Origin of the sequence: Streptomyces sp. NPDC004667 (assembly GCF_040609475.1) — a bacterium.
GTDB lineage: Bacteria > Actinomycetota > Actinomycetes > Streptomycetales > Streptomycetaceae > Streptomyces.
Map to the genome: position 1 here is coordinate 15,167 of NZ_JBEXKC010000039.1, position 17,876 is coordinate 33,042.

A 17,876-nucleotide genomic window follows, 5' to 3' on the forward strand; every position below is an offset into this window, starting at 1 on the left:
CCCCGGGGGCCGCCCCAAACCCCCCCCCGCGGCGCCCGCGGGCCCGGGGGCCCGGGGGGGGCACCGCGCACCCCCGCGCCGTTCCCACGGCGCGGGCTTCCGCGTTCCGGCCGCGCGCCTCAGGCGGCGGGGTGTTCCAGCATGTGTTTCAGCTTCTCCTCGCCCCGGGGCATCTCCTTGCGGGCGTACGGCCGCACCAGGAGCGGGACGAGGGCCCTGCCGACGCCGTGGCCCTCGAAGTCCATGGCGAGGGTCACCCGGGAGCGCCGGCCGTCTCCGAGGGGTTCGATGGTGCCCCGCACGTCGGGCCGTACGGGGCCGTCGATCCCGTGCAGGTGCCAGCTCCTGGGCGGGTCCAGCTCCAGGAACTCGATGGTCGCGGGGAACTCCCGCTTGCCGATCCGCCGGGTGATCTCGACCCGGGAGCCGACGTGGACCGGCATGTCGCCCAGCGGGTGGACCGACACCGCGCTGTCCTGCCATTCCGGCAGGTGCGTCGGGTCCGTCACGTAGGAGTAGACCTCCGCCGGGCTGCGGGAGATGTCGATGGTTTCTCTGATCGCCGACATGGCGACCCCCTTGCGACCCCCTGGGCGGTCCCCTCTGACCACGCTACTCCGCAGGTCAGGCGGGGAGCCGGTGCTTGCGGGCGGCCATCAGCGCGTAGAGCAGCACGCCCGCGAAGAGGAAGAGCACGCCCTGGTAGACGGCCGCGTAGCCGGATCCGGCGACCAGCCACATCGAGAAGGCGAAGGCCAGGGCGGCGAGGACGGCGTCGCGCACCAGCTGCCCGCGCCGGACCCGCTCGCTCCGGCCGGAGGCCAGGAAGTAGAGCTGCGCGGCGGTGGACAGCAGGTAGGGGACGGTGGCGGTGAAGGTGGTGACGAGCACCAGCATCTCGAAGACGCCCCCGGAGCCGGCCGTGTAGTTGTAGACGGTCAGCGCGGAGGCCAGCCCGGTCGTGACCAGGACGCCGACCACCGGGACCCCACGCCTCTTCGTCTCGAAGACCTTCGGGAAGAGCCCGTCCCGGGCGGCGGCGTACGGGGTCTGCGCGCTGAGCAGGGTCCAGCCGTTGAGCGCGCCGACCATCGAGATCACCGCGGCGCAGGCGACGGCCGTGCCGCCCCAGGTGCCGCCGAACATCGCGTTGACGGCGTCGGAGAAGGGGGCCTGGGAGGAGACCAGCTTCTCGTGGGCGACCAGCCCGAAGACGGAGAGGGTGCCGAGGAGGTAGACGACGGCGGCGCCCGCCGTACCCAGGATGGTGGCCCGGCCGACGTTGCGGGCCGGGTCGCGGACCTCGCCCGCGCTCACCGCCGCGGATTCCATGCCGAGGTAGCTGAAGAGCAGGATCGCGGCGGACGCCGAGACGGCCCCGACGGGGCTCTGGTCGGTGGCCCGGAAGGGGCCGAGGTTCGCCGGGTCGAAGAAGAACAGCCCGCCGACGGCCACCAGCAGCAGCGGGGCCAGCTTCAGTACGGTCGCGACGAGCTGGACGGCGCCCACGTACCGGGTGCCGGCGAGGTTGGCGAGGGCGGGCAGCCACTGGACGGCCAGGGCGGCCAGGCACATGGACCACCGGTGGGCGCCGAAGGCCGGGAAGAGCACCCCGAGGTAGCCGACGGCCGCGACCGCGAGGGCGGCGTTGGAGACCCAGGTGGTGATCCAGTAGCTGTAGGCGGCGAGGAATCCCGCGAAGTCCCCGAACGCGGCGCGGACGTACACGTACGGCCCGCCGGTCTGCGGGTGGCGCTCGGCGAGGCGGCCGAAGACCAGGGCGAGGGCGATCGCGCCGGCGGTGAGGACGGCGAAGGCCACGAGGCTGACCGTGCCGAAGGGGGCCACCGAGGCGGGGAGCAGGAAGATCCCGCCGCCGATGATGTTGCCCATGACCAGGCAGATGGCGATCGGGAGGCCGAAGCGGCGGGCGTGCCGGTCTCCGGGGCGGGCACCCGACGGGGCGCCGGCGGGTCCGGGGGCCTCGGGAGCCGCGGGTGCTTCGGGGGCCCGGTCGACCTGGGTCGACGGGGCTGCGGTGCTGGTCATCGGTGGTGCGCCTCGGAATGTCTCACATGGTGGGCAGGTCAGCACATGGTCGACCACGCCGGAGACGCCACCAAATCACCGGTTTTCGTCCGGCGCGGACACCCCTGCGGAAGGAAGGGTTCCGTCCGGCGGGCCGTCCGGCCGGTGATCCTCCGGGCGCCGGCCGGTGCCGGTCAGCGGGACCTGCGGCCCGTCCGCCTCCCTCAGCCAGCGGCGCAGTACGTGGTGCACGGCCTCGGCGCCGACCAGCTCCGGGCCGGGCTCCGACAGCTCCGTCGGCCACATCAGGAAGGGGTGGCCCTGCTCCCCGCCGAGGCCCCCGTGCGAGCCGATCTGCTCCTCGAAGGCGTGGACGGCCCCGGTCTCCGGGTCGTACGCGGAGTTGACCATGATGTCCGCCACGTGTGGGAACGAGTCCGTCCGGCGGACCGCGTCGGCCGCGCCCGGGCCGAAGGCCGCCAGCAGCTCCTCCGCCGCGCCGGGCACGTCCAGCCGGGCCGCCGCCCCGGCCGGCCCGAGCACCTCCCCGTCCACCAGGAGGAAGCCCACACCGGGATGGTTCGCCAGGGTGGGCAGCAGGGCGGGGTGCGTCCGCTCGATCCAGTGCCGTGAGGCCCGCCCCGGCACGTCGGGGAAGGAGATCAGCCCCAGGTTGCCCGAGGCCAGCACCACCGGATCCGGTCCGGGCTCCGGGCGGGCCTCCTCGCCCGCCTCCTCCACCGGCCGGTGCAGGGCGGCCCGTACGGCCGCGCGCGCCTCGGCGCCGCTGCGGGTCCGGCCGGCCCGGCGCGGGACGGGCAGCCCGCAGCCGGCCCGGACCAGGTCCTTCAGGCTCAGGCCGTACCGGCCGAGGAAGGTCTCCCCGGGGCTCTGTCCGTGGTCCGACAACAGGACGAACCGGTACTCCCGCGGCGCGTGCTCGGCGACCCGGGCGATCAGCGCCAGGCTCCGGTCGAGGCGTGCCAGCACCCGGTCGGTGTCGTGGCCGTGCGGTCCCGAGTGGTGCGCGACCTCGTCGTAGGCGACCAGGTCGGCGTAGACCGAGGCGCGGCCCGCGAGCATGTCCCCGATCACCGCGTAGACGACCACGTCGCGTTCGACGACCGTCGCGAAGGCCCTCATCAGCGGGTACAGGCCACCTCGGGAGACCCGGGGCGTCACCTTGCGGGCGCGGGCGCGCAGCGACTGGCCGATCTCCCGGACCACCTCGGCGGCCAGGGACACGGTGGTGCGCACCGCGTTGGCCGGGTCGGAGAAGTAGGCGAAGTACCCGGAGCGGGAACGGTTGGCGGGGCCCCTGCGGGCCGCGACCGACAGCACCAGCGCCAGCTGGTCGGCGCCCCCGCCGAAGAGGTTGCCGCGGCTGGCGCCGTCGAGGGTGAGCAGGCCGCCGTCGGCGGTGCGCTCGACGGCGCGGCGCTGGAGTTCGGCCGCGCTGGTGGGCCGGTTGCAGACCATCACCTCGCGGGTGTCCTTCTCGTACCAGCGGAAGGCCGGGACGTCGAAATTGGAGCCGTGCAGGATGCCGAGCTGGCTGGCTCCGGTCTGGCTGGACCAGTCGGTGCGCCAGGACGTCACGCGGTGGCTGCGCTCCAGCCAGTCCGCCACCGTGGGCATCAGTCCCTCGGCCGCGGCACGGCGCAGCACCTCGAAGCCGACCCCGTCGAGCTGCACGCACACCAGTCCGGGGCTGCCTCCCGGGGGCGTCCCGTAGCGGCGCCGGCGGCGGTCGGCGAGGCGGTACAGGCGGCGCCGGTAGGCCTCGTCGTCGCGTACCGCGAGGGCGGTGGAGGTGGCCGAGGCGACGGCGGACATCACCGCCGCGACGACCACCGCGGTGTCGGGGGCGACCTCGGCGCCCCGCTCCCCGGGGATCAGGTTCAACGCCATCAGCAGCAGCGAGCCGTTGAGGAAGAACACCAGCACCCCGAGCACCAGGGCGGGCACGAGCAGCAGGGCGCGTACGAGGGCGGGCCAGACCAGGGCGCTCAGCAGGCCGAAGGCCCCGGCGGCCCAGGCGGCGGTCAGCCCGACCCGGGTGACGCTGTCGCCGTCGGCCGACTGGAGGCGGAAGTCGGGCAGGAGCGCGGCGAGCGCGAGCATGGTGAGGGTGGACACCGCCCACACCACGAGCACCCGTACCAGCGCGCCGCCCGCGGCCCGCCACCGCAACCGCCCTCGCCTCACGCCGCACCCGCCTCGCTCCACGGTCCGCGCCCCGCCCGCGGTCCCCTCGCCAGCGTCGCACAGGGCGGTGGACCCGGCCGGTCGACACGGATGGCGCACGGACGCGGGCGGCGGGCGTGCGGAGCAGGTGTGCGGCAGGGGTGTGCGGCAGGGGTGGCCTACGTGCCGTCGTATCCGGCGGTCGGCATGGACAGGCGGCGGTGCACCTCGGCCTTCATGGCGGGGGTGTAGTGCGGTTCGTCGAGCCCGGTGGTCTCCAGGCGGACCCCGCGGCGCGCGCACTCCGCGGTGAACTCCTCGACGGAGCGCAGCGCGCGGGCGAGGACGCGCCGGTTGGGGGCGACGAACAGGTCGACCTGCCCGGCGTCCACGTCGCACCAGAGCCCGCAGTGGTCGGTCCGCAGCCCGTAGAAGAGCAGGTGGCGGGTGACCACGTAGCCCTGCTCGGCGGCCCAGCGCGCGCACATGGCGTGCTGGCCCCGGGTGTCCACGGCGAAGGGGTCGGCGTCGAGTTCCTCGAGCGGGGCCAGGCTGGCGATCGCGGCCACGCGCAGCGCATCCATGGCGCCCGACCCTACTCCGTTGTGGGCTCCGGGAGGAGGGGGCTGTCGGGTTCCGCTTCTGCGCCTCCGCCGTGCGCGCGGATCGGCGGGGGAAGACCTACGCTCGGTGGACCGTGGGGGCCGAGGGAGGGAGTGCCGGGGTGCCGGTGGAGATCACCTGGTGGGGTCATGCCACGTGCACGGTGCGGGATTCGGGGGTACGGGTGTTGACGGACCCGTTGTTCGCCCGGCGGTTCGCGCATCTGCGGCGGCGCCGCGGTGCGGTGCCCCCGCCCGAGGCGGCGGAGGCGGACGTGGTGCTGGTGTCGCACCTGCACGCCGACCACCTGCACCTGCCGTCGCTGGCCCGGCTTCCGGTGGGCAGCCGGCTGGTGGTGCCGCGCGGGGCGGGCCGGGCGGTACCGGGGCTGGCCCGGCTGGCGCGGATCCGCCGGCTGGCGGTGACGGAGGTGGCCCCGGGGGACGAGGTCGCGGTGCGCGAGGGCGTACGGGTACGGGCGGTCAGCGCCCGGCACGACGGGCGGCGGCTGCCGTTCGGGCCGCAGCGGGCACCGGCCCTGGGGTACGTGGTCCAGGGCGCGGCCCGTACGTACTTCGCCGGGGACACCGGGCTGTTCGAGGCCATGGCCGAGGAGGTCGGGCCCGTGGACGTGGCCCTGCTGCCGGTCGGCGGCTGGGGTCCCTACCTGGGGCCCGGGCACCTGGATCCGGAGCGGGCGGCCCGGGCGGCGGCGCAGCTGGGTCCGGCGGCGGCGGTGCCGGTGCACTACGGGACGTACTGGCCGATCGGCATGGACGCGGTGCGGCCGCACGAGTTCCACTCGCCGGGCGAGGAGTTCGCCCGGTGCGCGCTGCGGCTCGCGCCGGAGGTGACCGTACGGGTTCCCGGGCACGGGGAGCGGGTGCGGCTGCCGTGACGCCGTGGTGGGAGGCGGCGGAGGTCGTCGGCCGGGTGCCGCCGGAGACCACGCAGCGGGCGGTGGGGTACCCGGCGCTGTTCGTGCTGGTGGCCCTGGGGGCGTTGGTGCCGGTGGTCCCCACGGGGGCGCTGGTGAGTTCGGCGGCCGTGGTGGCCTTCCATCAGCAGGCCTTGCCGTTCGGGGTGCTGGGGGTGTTCGCGGTGGCTTCGGTGGCGGCCTTCTGCGGTGACGTCGTCCTGTACTGGCTCGGGCAGCGGGGGGTGCGTTCGCGGGGCGGCTCGCGCCGGCTCGAATCCCTGCGGGGGCGGGCCACGCCGGAGCGGCTGGAGCGGGCGCAGGCGAAGCTGGACGAGCACGGGGTGCTGGTACTGGTGCTGTCGCGGCTGGTCCCGGCGGGGCGGATCCCGGTGATGCTGGCCTGTCTGCTGGGCGGCGTGCCGCTGCGGCGGTTCGTGCGGGGGGACGGGCCGGCGTGTCTGGCCTGGGCGGCGACGTACGCGCTGATCGGGATCGTGGGCGGCTCGCTGTTCTCCGAGCCGTGGAAGGGCGTGGTCCTGGCGGTGGGCCTGACGCTGCTGATCAGCGCGGTCCCACCGGTGTGGCGGCGGCTGCGGCCCGAGGGGCCGGACGGGACGGACCGGGGGAACGGGACGGGCGGGACGGACGGGGTGGACCCGGCGGGTCGGTGAATGCGCCCGGCCGGGCCCTCGGCGGCGCCGGGCCCGCGCCCGGAGCGGGTCCGGTGCCGTGACCGGAGCGGGTCCGGCTCCGTGCCCGCGGCAGGTCCGGTTCCGTGCCCGGAGCAGGTCCGGTGCCCCGCCCGCGGCAGGTCCGGTTCCGCCCCGCGGCAGGTCCGGTTCCGTGCTCGTGGCGGGTCCGTCAGAGGGCCTGGCCGGGGATGCGGTGGGCCCACGGGCGGGCGGCTTCGAGTTGGGCACAGACCTGGAGGAGGGTCGCCTCGTCGTGCTGCCGGCCCACCAGCTGGACGGCGAGCGGCAGTCCGTCCGTGGCGAAGCCGGCCGGGAGGGAGGCGGCGGGGTTGCCGGTGACGTTCCACAGCGCCGTGTAGGCGATCATCGGGAGGGAGCGCAGCATCGCGCCCGCCAGGCCCGCGCCGTCCAGGGCACCGACCCGCCGGGGCCGCCGGGCGAGCGTCGGGGTGAGCAGCAGGTCGGCGCGGTCAAAGACGCGGTTGGCCCGTACCGCCATCCGCTCCCCCGCGCGCACGGCCCGTTCCACGGCCGCCTCGGGTACCAGCCGGGCGAGGCGCAGGGTCTGCCGGGTGCGGCGTTCGAGCAGCTCGGGCCGGTCGGCGGTGCGGGCCTCCGCGCGGACGCCCCCGCAGAACTGCGGCAGGAACGCGGCCGTGGTGTCGGGGTAGCGGGGGTCGACCTCCCGTACGTCGTGGCCCAGTTCGCGCAGGGCCGCCACCGTCCGCCGCAGGGCCGCCACGTGTTCGGGGTGGGGGCGCACGCCGGGTACCGCGGGGGTGGCCGACCAGCCGATCCGCAGCCGGCCGGGCTCGGTGGAGGCCGCCCGCACGAAGCTCGTCGGGGCGGGCCGGGCCGCCCAGCGGTCGCCGGGGGCCGGGCCGGCGAGGACGTCGTAGAGGAGGGCGCTGTCGAGCACGGAGCGGGTGAGCGGTCCGATGGTGCCGAGGGCGTACCAGAGGTGGGGGTGCGGGGCCGTGGAGACGCGGCCGCGCTGCGGTTTGAGGGCGAACAGCCCACAGCAGGCGGCCGGGATGCGCAGGGATCCGCCGCCGTCCCCGCCGAGCGCGGCGCCGGCCAGTCCGGCGGCGACGGCGGCGGCGCTGCCCCCGCTGGAGCCGCCGGTGGTGCGTGCGGTGTCCCAGGGGTTGCGGGCGTAGCCGTGCGCGGACGACTCCGTGAACGGCCACTGGCCGTACTCCGGCATCGCCGTCTTGCCGATGATCACGGCCCCGGCCGCCCGCAGCCGGCGGACCGCCTCGGAGTCCTTGGCGGCCGGGACGCGGTGGGCCGCGCCGCCGAACGTGGTGACCTCACCGGCGACGTCGAGCTCGTCCTTGACGGCGACGGGCACCCCGAGCAGGGGCAGGTCCCCCTCGCCGGCCGCGCGGGCCGCGTCGCGGGCGTCGGCCTCGGCGAGGGCCGGCCCGGCGAGAACCGCGCGGAACGCCCCGAGCCCGGGGTCCAGGCGTTCGGTCCGCCGGAGCGCGGCCTCGGTCAGCGCCCGCGCGGTGACCTTCCCGGACCGTACGAGGTCGGCCTGCCGGGCCGCCCCCAGGAACAGCAGTTCGCCGTCGTCCACGTGCGCGCCCCTCACGGTGGGTGGTGTGCCGGAACCGGCACGGTATGCCAGGCGGGGCCGGGTGCGACAGGGGGTCGACCGTGAAGGCCCGGCGGTTCAGGCCGCGCCGGAGCGGGCGAGGCGGAAGCCGACGTCGTCGACGCGGAAGGTGGGGTGGCTGCGGCGGCGGGCCGAGGCCCGGCAGCTCCAGTGCTCGTCGAACCAGCCGCCGCCGCGCAGCACCCGGTAGGTGCCGTAGACCTCGGGGTCGTAGAGGTCCCAGCACCAGTCCCAGACGTTGCCGAGCATGTCGTGCAGGCCCCAGGCGTTGGGGAGCTTGCCGCCCGCCTCGTGGAGGGTCCCGTCCGAGTTGCCCCGGTACCAGGCGATGTCGTCGAGGGGGCCGTGGCGCGGGCCGTCGGTGCCGGCGCGGCAGGCGTGTTCCCATTCGGCCTCGGTGGGCAGCCGGTAGCCGTCGGCGGAGGTGTCCCACGCGGCGCTCTCGCCGTCGAGGCGGTAGGCGGGGGCGAGGCCCTCGTCCAGGGAGAGGGCGTTGCAGAAACGGACCGCGTCCCACCAGGAGACGCCCTCGACGGGCAGCCGGTCCCCGTGGACGGTGCTCGGGCGCAGACCGGTGACCCGCGCGTACAGCCCCTGGGTGACGGGCAGGGCGGAGAGCCGGCAGGGTTCGAGCGCGACCTGCCAGCTGCGCTGCGTCCGCCGGTCGGACAGGGTCACCCGCCCGCCGGGAAGGGAGATCATCTTGATGCCCGTACCGAGGTCCATGAACAGGTGATCCTATCGGTACGGACCCCAACCGATCGGTCCGCGACCGCTGTTGGGGTCCCGCGCTCCAGCACGGCCGGTCCGGGCGGGGGAAGGTCAGTCGGCCAGCCCGGCGAGCACCGACCCGAGCCGGTCCAGCGCGCCCCGGACGTGCGGCAGCCCCAGCGGGTCGCGGGCGCCGAGCGTGGCGAGCCTTTCCTCCGGGGTGGCGCCCAGCAGCGGTCCCGTCGACAGCCGCACGCGCAGCGCGCCCAGGTCGTCCGCGAACCGCTGCCCGCCGGGTGTCGGCGCGCCCAGCCGGGCGCCCAGCCAGTCCTCCAGCTCCATCGCGTCGCCGACACCGTGCCGGGCCAGCCCGGCGCGCAGCGGGTTCAGGTCCGCGTACAGGTGCCGCCCGGCCTGCGGGGGCCGGGCGAGCGCCCCTGCGGTCAGCAGTTCCCGGTGCGCGGCGGCGGCGACCGCGCCGTGCATCGCGGCGGCCGCGTACGCCCGCCCGGCGACGGCGTCGGGTTCGTCGAGGGCGTGTGCGGCGGCCCCCGCGACCGGCCCGGCGACCAGGGCGCCGGTGGCCGTGAGGACGTCGAGGGTGCGGGCCCTGAGCCAGGTGCCCCGCGGGGTACCGGGGAAACGGAGCACGGCGGCGGGCCAGCCGGGCGGCAGCAGGGATCCGGCCAGGTCGATCAGGACGGCGGCCTGTTCGGGGAGCATCTCGGCGGGGCTCAGCACCAGGGTGTCGTACGGCCGGTGCACGGTGTCGCGCCAGCTTTCGTCGCTGACCACGAACAGACCCGCCGACTCCGCCGCCTCGCAGGCCTCCCGCACCATCTCGGGCGGCGGCACCGTCGCGGTGGGGTCGTCGGCCACCGACAGCAGCAGGACGCGCGGGTCGCCGCCCTCGGCCCGGACCCGCCGGACGGTCTCCAGCAGGGCGTAGGGATCGGGGATGCCGCCGCACTCCGCCGGGGTGGGCACGTGGTAGGCCCGGCGTCCCAGCAGCCGGACCTGTGGCGTCCACCAGGCGGGACACGGCCGGGGCAGCATGACGTCGCCGCCGTACGCGCCGAGCAGGGCCAGCAGCAGGGCGGGGGCGCCGGGTCCGGCGGCCACGTTCTCGGGGGCGGTGGCGAGCCCCCGCCGGGCCCAGTGCCGGCAGGCCGCCTCGTGGACGGCCTCACCGCCGCCCGGGGGTTCGGGTGCGGCCCGGCCGGCCGCGTCCGCGAGAACGGCGGTCAGCTCCGGCAGGACGGGCAGGCCGGGCTGCGGCGCCGGAGGGCCGTAGCGGACCGGACCACGTCCCCGCGCGGCCGAGCGCCAGTCCCCGGACACCCCGGCCGGCCCGTCCGCCATCCCCACCACGTGTCCGCCTCCCGCCGCTGCCACCGCCACCACTGCCGTCGCTGTCGTCTCCGTCGCCGCTGAACGAACAACTCCGACCTTTATACGATCATTCGTCCCACTATGCCCGCCGACCATGGGCCCGCCGGCCGCACCGTCAGCCGCGCCTCCCGGTCATGGCCAGCAACCGGGTCTGCGCGTCCGCCCCTGCGGGCACGTCCAACGGTGCGGCGAACATGCCGCTCGCCGCGAGGCTGTCCGCGTAGGGCATGACCTCCTTGATGGCGAACTCCACGAGCCCGTCCGGCAGCCGGTCGTCCGCACCGATCGCCCGCGCGAGGTCCCAGGTGTGCACGACGCAGTCGGTGATCAGCTCCGAGCAGTACGCCGACCCCCGCGTGGGCCCGTACGAGAGCGCGACGGTCCGCTCCAGCGCACCCGGCGCGGCGAAGGCGGCGAGCGCTCCGGCCGCCGCCCGGTCCCAGGCGGCCACCGGGTCCGGGCCGAGCAGGTCCCCGGCGAGCGCGTCGCCGACCTCCGCGACCGTGCGGCCCTCGGTGAGCAGGGGCGGGATCCAGCGCTGTTCGCCGGTGACGTGGTTGACCAGGTCCCGCACGTTCCATTCGGTGCAGGGGGTCGCCGCGTCCCACTGGGCGTCCGCGACCTCCCGTACGCGCTCGCCGAACAGCCGCAGCGCCGCGGCGTGCTGTTCGAGCAGCGTCTCCGGCATGGGTCTCACCGTCCTCCGCGGTCGGGTCCCCCTGGGGCCCACTGTCCTCGCCCCTGCCTTTCCCTGCCACCGACCTGCCCAATCCCCTTGGAACACAAGCATCGTGTCCACATGTCAAAACGCTCGTCTCAGATTCCGATCGAGCCGCTACCGTGATCATCACGCTTCGACGAAGAGGGGTGCAGCCATGAACGACACGCACGGGACCCACGAGCCGCACGAGCGCGCCGTCTACACGCACGGCCACCACGAGTCGGTCCTGCGCTCCCACCGCTGGCGCACCGCCGCCAACTCGGCGGCCTACCTGATCCCCGAACTGCGGCCGGGCATGCGCGTGCTGGACGTGGGCTGCGGACCGGGCACCATCACGGCGGACCTGGCGCGGCTGGTGGCCCCGGGCGGCCGGGTCACGGCGGTCGACGCGGCGGCGGACGTCCTGGAGCAGGCAGCCGCCCACGTGCGCGAACACGAGCCGGCCGGGGCCGTCGACTTCGCCGTCGCGGACGTCCACGCCCTGGACTTCCCCGACGACTCCTTCGACGTGGTCCACGCCCACCAGGTGCTGCAGCACGTCGGCGATCCGGTACGGGCCCTGCGCGAGATGCGGCGGGTCTGCCGCCCCGGCGGGATCGTGGCCGTGCGCGACGCCGACTACGCGGCGATGACCTGGTACCCGGCCTCCCCGGTCCTGGACGCATGGCAGGCCCTGTACCGCCGGGTCGCCCGCGCCAACGGCGGGGAACCGGACGCCGGCCGGCGGCTGCGCGCCTGGGCGCGGGAGGCCGGCTTCACGGACGTGACCTGCTCGGCCACGGCCTGGTGCTACGCGACGCCGGAGGAGACCGCCTGGTGGTCGGCGCTGTGGGCGGACCGTACGACGGCCTCCGCGTACGCGGACATCGCCGTCCGGGGCGGCCACGCGACGGCCTCGGATCTGGGCTCCATCGCGGAGGCCTGGCACGCCTGGGGCGCCCACCCCGACGCCTGGTTCTCCGTCCTGAACGGCGAACTGCTGTGCCGGGCCTGACGGGCGCCGGGCCGGGAGCCGGGCCTGACCGGCGGCCCCCCGCGCGTGGGATACCGCCGGACCCGGCGCGGCACCATGGACTCGGTCGTCACCGCCGGCCGCCGGCGGCCGACCCCCGCGCCGGCCGGCACTACCCCGGCGGCCGCATGCGGAAGTCGTAGGCCGGTGGCAGCGGGGCATCCGTGAGGGTGGACCAGATCTCGGAGAGGGTCTCCTCGCCCTCCCGCAGGTCGGGCAGTTCGAATCCGTCCTCGAACACCCGGCGGGCGGCGCCCACGTGCCCTTCGGCCGCCAGCAGCCGGGCCGCGAGCAGCCGGAAGCGCCCCTGCTCGCGCAGCACGGGCCGCAGCCGGTCCCAGACCGCGCGGGCCGCCGCCAGGCGTCCGGCGGCGAGCAGCGCGGTCATCGCCTCCCGCCCCAGCGCGGACTCGGCGGCCTCCCAGCGCTCGCCGCCCCGGCTCTCCACCGCCAGGTCCTCGAAGGCCTCCGCGTACCGGTCGGCGGACCGCTCCCGGTCGCCGGCCAGCGCGTCGGCCACCGCGAGGGCGCGCAGCAGCGGCCAGCGGGAGGGGGTCCGCGCCAGCCCGCGCTCCCAGCTGCGCACGGCCTGGGCGGTGTCGCCCGCGTGCCACTGGGCCACGCCCAGGTGGTACTCGGTCAGCGGGTCGGCCGGGGCGGTCTCCAGCATGTCCCGCCAGTGCGGCGCGACCAGCGCCGGCCCCGGCGGCACCACCGTACTCGGGGCGGGGAAGACCCCGCTGCGCCACAGCTCCAGCCAGGGGCGCTGTTCCTCCCCCAGGGTGGACTGCGGGAAGGGGGTGCCGGGGAGCTTGAAGCCCCCGCACAGCACCTCCAGCGCGCCCCAGCCGGAGCCTTCGGCCAGCCGCTCCCCCGGTTCTGTGTCGGCGTGCCCGCGCCACGCCCCGTAGGCGGCCTCCAGGGCCTCGGCCGGCAGTGCGGCGTCGAGGGCCGCCGAGGCCGCGCCGCGGGCCGCCGCCCAGTCGGTGCCGTGGACCGCCCCGGGCTCCGCCGAGAGCGGCCCGTACGCCTCCATCCAGGCGAACTCCGCCCCGGCCTCCAGCCGTACGTGTTCCAGCTGGGTCCGGGCCAGCCCGGCCTGGATCTCGGCGTAGCCGCCGGTGCCCGGTGCGGTGAGCCACTCCTGCCAGCGCCGGCCGCCCGCGCCCGCGCCCCACACGAACAGCTTGCGGCCGCGCAGCCGCCCCGTGGAGGCCTGCGCCAGGCCGTGGCCGTCCGCGTCGAGGGAGGCGATCCAGGGCCGGGCCGCGTCCTGGACCTCGTAGAAGAAGTCCGCCGGGTGGGCGCTGTTCAGCGGGTACGTGCGGTCGGCGTCCTCCCAGCGCGGCACGGGGATCCGGCGCAGCGAACGCTCGTACCCGAAGTGCCAGGCCTCCTCGGCGGGGGCGAGCACGCGGCGGCCCGGCTCCTCCGGGACGGCTGTGTTGGACCACCAGTACACGGGGACGGGCCGCTCGTGCGGGTTGCGCACGCGGACGCCGACGTGGAGGAAGTCCGAGTCGGCGGGCAGCCACAGGTCCACCTGGAAGGGCAGGTCGCGCAGCCGCTCCCACTCCCACAGCCGCAGCATCACGCCGCCGTCGGGGGCGGGGACGAGGGCGGCGTGCAGGGGGGCGCAGGACAGGGTGGTGTGTCCGGTGGCACCGATGTTCCACTCGATGCCGCCGGAGAACCAGGCGCCGTTGAGGGCGAAGTTGGCGGGCTGGAACACCGGGTTGCGGTAGAGGAGTTCGCGTCCGGTGGGGAGGTGGACGAGGGAGTGGACCCGGCCCCCAAGCCCCGGCAGCACCGTGGCGCGCAGGCGGCCGTTGTCGATGACGACCGCCTCGAACTCCCGCTCCGCGCGCTCGCGTCCGTAGCCGTCGCGGACGTGCACCGGAAGCAGCGAGCGCAGCGGTTCGTGGCCGACCTGGCGGGCCATGTCGCGCGGCAGCCCGTGGCGCGACCGCTCGTCCAGTTCGTGCGCCCCGTCGGGCGCACGCAGGGCGGGGAGGGGGTTGTCGGGTCCCAACGGGGCCGCCGGGAGGGTCAGTAGGGCACGTCGGACGGTGGTGGCCATGAGGGAATGGAACACGCCGTCCCGGCCGGTGCACAGGGGTTCCGCACATCACCACCGGTCAGGATTACGCAAAGGAGCCCGTGGCCGGTCAGGCGGGCCGCGGGGTCGCACACATGTCCGCCGTCACGGCCCAGCGTTCGTGGTCGCGCCAGGCTCCGGCCACGTGGAGGAAGTCCGGCGAGAGCCCCTCCAGCCGGAAGCCGCGGCCCCGCACGAGGGCGATGGAGGCGGCGTTGCCCGGCTGGACGTTCGCCTCCAGGCGGTGCAGTCCGAGGCCGCCGTCCTCCGGCGGGGCGAAGGCGTGGGCGAGGACCAGGTCGAGGGCCTCGCCCAGGAGTCCGCGACCGGCGGCGTGCGCGAAGGCCCCGTAGCCCAGGGCGCCGCAGCGGAAGGCGCCGAGGACGATGTTGTTGATGTTGACGAAGCCGGCGAGGGCGCCGGTGGCGCGTTCGCGGACGAGGAACCCGGCCCGCCCCTCGCCCCCGGCCAGCCGGGCGGCGTAGGGCTCGTACTCCTCCACCGTGGTGGGCGGGAACAGCCAGGGCTCGTGCAGGGCGCGGCTCTCGCGGGCGCGGGCGGTGAACTCGGTTCCGTCGGCGGGGCGGTAGGGGGCGAGGCCCACCCGGGGGCCCGTCACGAGGTACGGAGGAAATGGCATCGACCCAGGCTACGGGGCATGGCAACATCCCGGTGTGATCACCACCCCGGGGAATTCCGAACCCGGCGGTACCGAGCCACTGTTGCTCGCGGCCGCCCGCAACAACGCCGAGTGGGTCGCGGCCGTATGCCGCGACGGGGCCTTCTCCGGCTCCGTGTGGAGCAGCGCGCGGCGTACCCCTGCGCTCTACCCCGACGCGGTCTCCCTCACCCCGCGGGCCTCCGCGGCGGAGGTGGTGGCCGGGATGGACACCGGCTCCCCCGGCTGCTCGGTCAAGGACAGCTTCGCCTCGCTGGACCTGGCCCCGGCCGGGTTCGAGGTGCTGTTCGAGGCCTGCTGGATCCACCGGGCGCCGGGGCCGGCCGGGCCGGTGGCCCCGGGCACGGAATGGTCCGGGGTCCGGACCGCCGCGGAGCTGGAGGCCTGGGAGGCGGCCTGGGACGGTGGGGCGGGCACCGGGCTGTTCCACGCCGACCTGCTCGCCCGGGACCTCGTCTTCCTCGCGGGCCGCTCCGGAGGGCGGATCGTGGCGGGGGCCGTCGCGAGCGCCGGGGGCGGTGTCGTCGGCGTGTCCAACCTCTTCACGGTGGACGGGGAGGGCTGCGACCCGGCGGTCCGGGCCGCGGCGGTCGACGCGGCCTGGGCGGCCGTCCTGGGAGCCGTCGCGGCCCGCTGGCCCGGCCTGCCGGTGGTGGGGTACGAGCAGGGGGAGGACCTCGAAGCCGCCGTGCGCGCCGGGTTCACCCCGATCGGCCCGCTGCGCGTCTGGCTGCACACCGGCTGATCCGGCGTGCGGCGCCCGTGTCCCCGCCGGACCCCGCCGACGGCGCCCGCGCCCCACCCGGCCCTCGCGCGGCCCTCGGGCGGCACCCACGTCCCCGCCGGACCCTCGCGCGGCGCCCGTGCACCCGCCGGACCCTCGGGCGGCACCCGTCTCCCCGAAGGACCCTCGCGCGGCGCCCGTGTCCCCGCCCGGCCTACCTCCGGCGTCGGCGGGCCAGGTAGGCCCCGCAGAGCGCGCCCAGCAGGGCCGCCGCCAGCAGGGCCACCCAGAGCGGCAGCGTGACCTTCGGGACCAGCACCCGGATCTGCGTCGACTGGGTGTTCTGGAAGATGAGGACCAGGGTGAGGACCACCAGGACGAGGAAGCCCACGCGGCCGGGGGTGAGCAGTGCGCGGCCCCGGCCGCCGTCGTTCGGTGCGTGGCGGGTCATGGCCCCATGATCGCCCGCACCCGGCGCGCGGGGTCAGCCGTGCAGGGCCAGACGGGGGACGTCGTCCCGCTGGAACCCGAAGACCTGCGCGTACAGGGACAGCTCCGCCTCCAGCGCCCGCACCATCGTCTCCGCGCGCCGGAAGCCGTGCCCCTCGCCCTCGAAGGCGACGTACGCGTGCGGCACTCCGCGCCCGCGCAGCGCGGCCAGCAGCCGTTCGGCCTGGGCGGGCGGGCAGACCGGGTCGTCCAGGCCCTGGAGCAGCACGAAGGGCGCGGCGATCCGGTCGGCGCGGGCCACCGGGGAGCGCTCGCGGCAGCGCACGGCCAGGGTCCCGGGCGGTCCGGCGAGACCGTCCGCGTAGCGCGATTCCAGGTCGTGGGTCTCGGCGGCGAAGCCCCGCAGGTCCAGGACGGGGTAGCTGATCGCCGCGCAGGCGTACAGGCCGGTGGCGGCGAGCGAGGCCGCCGCCGTCCAGCCGCCCGCGCTGCCGCCGCGGATGGCGAGCCGGCCGGGGTCGGCGGTGCCCTCGGCGGCCAGGGCGCGGGCGACGGCCGCGCAGTCCTCGACGTCGACGACGCCCCACTGCTCGCGCAGCCGCTCCCGGTATGCGCGGCCGTAGCCGGTGGAGCCGCCGTAGTTGACCTCGACGACGCCGATGCCGCGCGAGGTGAAGTAGGCGATGTGCAGGTCGAGCACGGGCGGCACGTGGTCGGTGGGGCCGCCGTGCGCCCACACCACGTACGGGGGCAGTTCGTCGGCGGGGGCCCGCCGGGCGGGGTGGTGCGGCGGGTAGACGTGGGCGTGGATCTCCCGGCCGCCGGGACCGGGGAAGGTCCTGGTCTGCGGTTCCGGGTAGTGGGCGGGGTCGACCGGGTCGGTGGCGGGGGCGCCGACCACCCGGGTGTGGCCGGTCGCGGTGTCGAGCTCGACGACCTCGTAGCCGCTGCGGGGACTCGCGGCGACCCCGTGGACGCGGGTGCCGCTGACGGCCAGCGTGGGCTGCCAGGCGGTCCACGGGCCGGCCGCGTCGACCAGGTGGCCGCTCTCCGGGTCGAGGATGCCGAGGACGGCGCCGCCCTGGCCGTGCAGAACGGCGATCAGCCGGTCGGGCAGGGGGGCGAGCCAGCTCAGTCCCGGCTTCCACAGCGCGCCGCCGAACTCCTCTTCGCGGGGGCAGAGGTTGACGGCCGCCCCGCCCTCCGGGTCCACCCGGTACGGGTTCCACCAGCCGCTGCGGTCGCTCACCGCGAGCAGGGTCCCGTCGGCCGCCCACGCCACCTGGGCCACGGCTTCCTCGGGGCCGCCGAGGACGGTGCGGGGGGTGGTGAGGGTGCCGTCGGGGGTGATGTCGGCGACCTGGAGTTCGGTACCGTCCCAGGGCATCCGGGGGTGGTCCCACACCAGCCAGGCCGCCCGCCGGCCGTCCGGGGAGAGCTTCGGGCCGGTCCGGAACCGGTGGCGGTCGTCGGTGAGTTCCCGTACGGCGGCCCGGTCCTCGGCGGCCGATCCGTCGAGCGGGACGGCGGCCGTGACCCGGCGGACGTCCGTGGGCCCGGGGCCGGTGAACTCCTCCAGCACGCACCAGACCTCGGCGCCCCGCAGCACCGGGTCGGCCCAGCGCAGGCCGCCGCCGACCGGGGAGAGGGGGGTGAGGGGGCGGGGGCCCGCGCTGCCGGGCGCGTCGGGCTCGTACGCGTACAGCCGCTGGTCGCCGTGGTGGACGAACACCACGAGCGGGCCCCCCGAGGGGCGCCCGGCGCCCGCCCACGGCTGGCCCCCGTACTCGGTGAGGCGGCTGCGCACGTTCCACGGCGCGGGCAGCACCGAGCGGGCGGCGCTGCCGTCGGCGGGCCTGCGCACCAGGGTCCGGCGACCGCCCTCGCCGGGGCGGGGCTCGGTCCACCACACCTCGTCGCCGACGGTCCCCAGGTACTCGGGGCGGCCGTCGTGGGCGGCGGCGAGGGCGGCGTCGATCGGCGAGGGCCAGCTGCCGTAGGGGCCGTCGGAGGCGGGCGGAGCCATCAAGGGGTGCCCC

Annotated in this window: 16 protein-coding genes; 4 read left to right on the plus strand and 12 right to left on the minus strand. The window is 76.4% G+C overall.

Annotated elements, in window-relative coordinates; all coding sequences use genetic code 11:
• Positions 1–119: 119 nt before the first annotated feature.
• From ABZW32_RS21955 to ABZW32_RS21970, 4 genes are all read right to left on the minus strand, one after another.
• Positions 120–569 carry an SRPBCC family protein gene (locus tag ABZW32_RS21955; RefSeq protein WP_356218226.1) on the minus strand — a complete coding sequence of 150 codons (450 nt, stop codon included), beginning with the start codon at positions 567–569 and terminating at the stop codon, positions 120–122.
• Between the two features lie 55 nt (positions 570–624).
• Positions 625–2,049 (minus strand): amino acid permease, encoded by a 1,425-nt coding sequence (locus tag ABZW32_RS21960; RefSeq protein WP_356218228.1) that lies wholly within the window; start codon positions 2,047–2,049, stop codon positions 625–627.
• Positions 2,050–2,124: 75 nt separating this feature from the next.
• Entirely contained in the window at positions 2,125–4,236 is a 2,112-nt protein-coding gene (locus tag ABZW32_RS21965) for a phage holin family protein (RefSeq protein WP_356218230.1), read from the minus strand.
• Positions 4,237–4,394: 158 nt separating this feature from the next.
• A complete protein-coding gene (locus tag ABZW32_RS21970) occupies positions 4,395–4,799 on the minus strand; it encodes a hypothetical protein (RefSeq protein WP_356218232.1) in 405 nt (134 codons plus the stop codon).
• 140 nt (positions 4,800–4,939) lie between these two features.
• Here ABZW32_RS21970 and ABZW32_RS21975 point away from each other — a divergent pair, with 140 nt between their 5' ends.
• Positions 4,940–5,716 carry an MBL fold metallo-hydrolase gene (locus tag ABZW32_RS21975; protein ID WP_356218234.1) on the plus strand — a complete coding sequence of 259 codons (777 nt, stop codon included), beginning with the start codon at positions 4,940–4,942 and terminating at the stop codon, positions 5,714–5,716.
• Complete coding sequence (locus tag ABZW32_RS21980; protein WP_356218236.1) at positions 5,713–6,408, plus strand: VTT domain-containing protein; 696 nt, start codon at positions 5,713–5,715, stop codon at positions 6,406–6,408. Before ABZW32_RS21975 ends, ABZW32_RS21980 begins: the two co-directional genes overlap by 4 nt.
• Positions 6,409–6,598: 190 nt before the next feature.
• Here the strand turns inward: ABZW32_RS21980 and ABZW32_RS21985 are convergent, their stop codons facing one another.
• The 4 genes from ABZW32_RS21985 to ABZW32_RS22000 all read right to left on the minus strand — a co-directional run bounded on the left by ABZW32_RS21985 (position 6,599) and on the right by ABZW32_RS22000 (position 10,841).
• Positions 6,599–8,026 (minus strand): amidase, encoded by a 1,428-nt coding sequence (locus tag ABZW32_RS21985; protein ID WP_356218238.1) that lies wholly within the window; start codon positions 8,024–8,026, stop codon positions 6,599–6,601.
• An 81-nt stretch (positions 8,027–8,107) separates the two neighbouring features.
• Positions 8,108–8,776: an SUMF1/EgtB/PvdO family nonheme iron enzyme gene (locus ABZW32_RS21990; protein ID WP_356218240.1), complete on the minus strand. Its 669-nt coding sequence runs from the start codon at positions 8,774–8,776 to the stop codon at positions 8,108–8,110.
• A 96-nt stretch (positions 8,777–8,872) separates the two neighbouring features.
• Positions 8,873–10,123 (minus strand): aminotransferase class I/II-fold pyridoxal phosphate-dependent enzyme, encoded by a 1,251-nt coding sequence (locus ABZW32_RS21995; RefSeq protein WP_356218307.1) that lies wholly within the window; start codon positions 10,121–10,123, stop codon positions 8,873–8,875.
• 145 nt (positions 10,124–10,268) lie between these two features.
• On the minus strand, positions 10,269–10,841 hold the full coding sequence (locus ABZW32_RS22000; RefSeq protein WP_356218242.1) for a TIGR03086 family metal-binding protein: 573 nt from the start codon (positions 10,839–10,841) through the stop codon (positions 10,269–10,271).
• A 187-nt stretch (positions 10,842–11,028) separates the two neighbouring features.
• Between ABZW32_RS22000 and ABZW32_RS22005 the strand changes: the two genes are divergently transcribed.
• Positions 11,029–11,868 (plus strand): methyltransferase domain-containing protein, encoded by an 840-nt coding sequence (locus tag ABZW32_RS22005; protein WP_356218244.1) that lies wholly within the window; start codon positions 11,029–11,031, stop codon positions 11,866–11,868.
• A 130-nt stretch (positions 11,869–11,998) separates the two neighbouring features.
• Here ABZW32_RS22005 and ABZW32_RS22010 read toward each other — a convergent pair whose 3' ends face one another.
• Both ABZW32_RS22010 and ABZW32_RS22015 read right to left on the minus strand, forming a co-directional pair.
• Positions 11,999–13,966 (minus strand): DUF5107 domain-containing protein, encoded by a 1,968-nt coding sequence (locus ABZW32_RS22010; protein WP_356218246.1) that lies wholly within the window; start codon positions 13,964–13,966, stop codon positions 11,999–12,001.
• 88 nt (positions 13,967–14,054) lie between these two features.
• Entirely contained in the window at positions 14,055–14,624 is a 570-nt protein-coding gene (locus ABZW32_RS22015; RefSeq protein WP_356218248.1) for a GNAT family protein, read from the minus strand.
• Positions 14,625–14,658: 34 nt separating this feature from the next.
• Here ABZW32_RS22015 and ABZW32_RS22020 point away from each other — a divergent pair, with 34 nt between their 5' ends.
• Complete coding sequence (locus tag ABZW32_RS22020) at positions 14,659–15,408, plus strand: hypothetical protein (protein ID WP_356218250.1); 750 nt, start codon at positions 14,659–14,661, stop codon at positions 15,406–15,408.
• Between the two features lie 193 nt (positions 15,409–15,601).
• Here the strand turns inward: ABZW32_RS22020 and ABZW32_RS22025 are convergent, their stop codons facing one another.
• Together ABZW32_RS22025 and ABZW32_RS22030 are read right to left on the minus strand one after the other, a co-directional pair.
• Positions 15,602–15,838: a lipopolysaccharide assembly protein LapA domain-containing protein gene (locus tag ABZW32_RS22025; protein ID WP_356218251.1), complete on the minus strand. Its 237-nt coding sequence runs from the start codon at positions 15,836–15,838 to the stop codon at positions 15,602–15,604.
• A gap of 33 nt (positions 15,839–15,871) precedes the next feature.
• Positions 15,872–17,863 (minus strand): prolyl oligopeptidase family serine peptidase, encoded by a 1,992-nt coding sequence (locus tag ABZW32_RS22030; RefSeq protein ID WP_356218253.1) that lies wholly within the window; start codon positions 17,861–17,863, stop codon positions 15,872–15,874.
• Positions 17,864–17,876 lie beyond the last annotated feature (13 nt).